We start from the raw sequence: 2,705 nt of genomic DNA on the forward strand, positions 1-2,705 counted from the left end.
CCCCGCCCCCACCGCCTCCTCCGCGAGCGCGGACTTCCCCGTCACCATTGACGCGGGCAATGGCAAGGTCACGCTCACCAAGAAGCCGGAGCGGATCGTCTCGCTCTCGGCCACCCACACCGAGACGCTCTTCGCCATCGGCGCGGGCCCCCAGGTCGTCGCGGTCGACGACCAGTCGAACTTCCCTGCCGAGGCCCCCAAGACCGACCTGTCCGGCTTCAAGCCCAACGTCGAGGCCATCGTCGCCAACAAGCCCGACCTGGTCATCGTCTCCGACGACCTCGACAAGGTCGTCGCCGAGCTGGGCAAGCTGAACGTGCCCGTCCTGCTCGAACCCGCCGCCACCAAGATCGACGAGGCGTACGAGGAGATCGCCGAGCTGGGCGCGGCCACGGGCAACCGGGCCAAGGCCGAGGAGGTCGTCTCCGGCATGAAGACGGCCATGGAGAAGCTGGCCGCCGAGGCGCCCAAGGACAAGAAGCTCACGTACTACCACGAGCTCGACCAGACGCCGTACGCGGCGACGTCGCAGACGTTCATCGGCCAGATCTACGCGATGTTCGGCCTGACCAACATCGCGGACAAGGCGCCGGACGCGGCGGGCGGCTATCCCAAGCTGTCGGCCGAGTTCGTGGCCCAGGCCGACCCGGACCTGGTCTTCCTGGCGGACGTCAAGTGCTGCCAGCAGAGCAAGGAGACCCTCGCAGAGCGGCCCGGCTGGAAGAACCTGTCGGCCATCAAGAGCGACCGGGTGATCCAGCTCGACGACGACATCGCCTCCCGATGGGGGCCGCGCATCGTGCAGCTCGCCGGGACCATCGGCACGGCCGTGTCCAAGGCCGGCGCGAGCTGACCATGGCGACGCAGGCCGGCCCGTCCAGGGCCAGACCCCTCTGGGTGGCGAGCGCCCTGGGCGTGCTGGCCGTCTCCATGATCGCAGGGCTCCTCGACGGGGCCGCCGACATCTCGCCGTGGCAGGTGGTGCTCCAGGCGGTGGACTGGCTGCCGCTCGTCCACGTCGACTCGGGGCTGGCGCCCGTCGAGCAGGGGCTGCTGTACGAGCTGCGGCTGCCCCGGGTGCTCGTCGCCGCCGTGGTCGGCGGGCTGCTGGCCATGGCCGGGGCCGGGTACCAGGGGGTGTTCCGCAACCCGCTCGCGGACCCGTACCTGCTGGGCGCCGCCGCCGGCGCGGGGCTCGCCGCGACGCTGGCCATCGTGATGCTCCCCTCCGTGGCGGGGAGCATCCCCGTCGCCGCCTTCATCGGGGCCGTGGGCGGCGTGTTCCTGGCCTACACGCTCGGGAACACGGCCGGGCGCGCGGGCGGCACCGCCACGCTGGTGCTGGCCGGGGTGGCGGTCACGTCGTTCCTGACCGCGATCCAGACGTTCGTCCAGCAGTTCAAGGTCGAGGAGCTGCAGCGCATCTACTCGTGGATCCTCGGCGACGTCGGCGGCGGGTGGGACCAGCTCTGGATGGTGCTCCCGTACGCCGCCGTCTCCACCGTGCTGCTCCTGCTGCACGGGCGGATGCTCGACGTGCTGTCCGTGGGCGACGAGGAGGCAGGCAGCCTGGGTGTGCGGGCGGCCAGGGTGCGGTTCACCGTGCTGCTGGCGGCGTCGCTGGCCACCGCGGCGGCCGTGGCCGTGAGCGGGCTGATCGGGTTCGTGGGCATCGTGGTCCCGCACGTCGTGCGGCGGCTGGCGGGCGGCTCGTACCGGATCGTGCTGCCGCTGTCACTGATCGGCGGCGCGGCCTTCCTCGTGCTGGCCGACCTCATCGCCCGCACCGTCCTCGCGCCGGCCGAGCTGCCGATCGGCCTGGTGACGATGTTCGTGGGGGCGCCGTTCTTCGTCGGGATCCTCCGCATGACCAGGCGGACGGTCACATGATCGAGACCCGGGGCCTGTCCGTGCGGCTCGGCGACCGCGAGGTCGTCCGCGACGTCGGCATGCGGGTGCGCAGGGGCGAGTGGCTGGCGATCATCGGGCCCAACGGGGCCGGCAAGTCCACCCTGCTCAAGGCCGTCATGGGGCTGGTCGCGCACCGGGGTGACGTCACGCTGGACTCGCGGCGGGTCGCCGGGCTCAAGCCGCGGGAGCGGGCCAGGCTGCTGGCGTACGCGCCGCAGACGCCCGCGCTGCCGCCCGACATGACGGTCTTCGACTACGCGCTGCTGGGGCGGACGCCGTACATCCCGTACTTGGGGCGGGAAAGCGGTCACGACCGCGAGGTCACCGCGTCCGTGCTCGACCGGCTGGACCTGGGCGCCTTCGCCATGCGCCACGTCGGGGAGCTGTCCGGCGGGGAACGGCAGCGGGTGGTGCTGGCCAGGGCGCTCGCCCAGCAGGCCCCCGTGCTGCTGCTCGACGAGCCGACGACCGCGCTGGACCTCGGGCACCAGCAGCAGGTGCTGGAGCTGGTGGACCGGCTGCGCCGGGCCGACGGCCTCACCGTCGTCACCACCCTGCACGACCTGACGGTGGCGGGCCTGTACGCCGACGCGCTGCTGCTGCTCGCCGACGGCCGCGCCGTCGCCTCCGGCGAGCCCGCCGAGGTGCTGACCGAGGGCTTGGTGGGACGGCACTTCGACGCCCATGTCAAGATCGAGCCCGGGCCTGACGGGCGGCCCGTCGTGCACCTGGTGAGAGGGGGGCCGTGAAGCTTTCGTATCGGGTGGAGGAGGGGGCGCGGCTCGGGACGATGT

General features: G+C 72.3%; 3 protein-coding genes. All 3 read left to right on the forward strand.

The window, feature by feature from the left end; all coding sequences use genetic code 11:
* Window positions 1-853 (forward strand): ABC transporter substrate-binding protein (locus tag EJK15_RS68695; protein ID WP_138720836.1); only part of this gene is annotated, 853 nt, incomplete at its 5' end.
* Window positions 854-855: 2 nt separating this feature from the next.
* Window positions 856-1,890 (forward strand): FecCD family ABC transporter permease, encoded by a 1,035-nt coding sequence (locus EJK15_RS68700; protein WP_138720837.1) that lies wholly within the window; start codon window positions 856-858, stop codon window positions 1,888-1,890.
* Window positions 1,887-2,660, forward strand: a complete 774-nt coding sequence (locus EJK15_RS68705; protein ID WP_138720838.1) for an ABC transporter ATP-binding protein — start codon at window positions 1,887-1,889, stop codon at window positions 2,658-2,660. Before EJK15_RS68700 ends, EJK15_RS68705 begins: the two co-directional genes overlap by 4 nt.
* Window positions 2,661-2,705 lie beyond the last annotated feature (45 nt).

This window comes from Nonomuraea basaltis (assembly GCF_005893125.1).
GTDB lineage: Bacteria > Actinomycetota > Actinomycetes > Streptosporangiales > Streptosporangiaceae > Nonomuraea > Nonomuraea basaltis.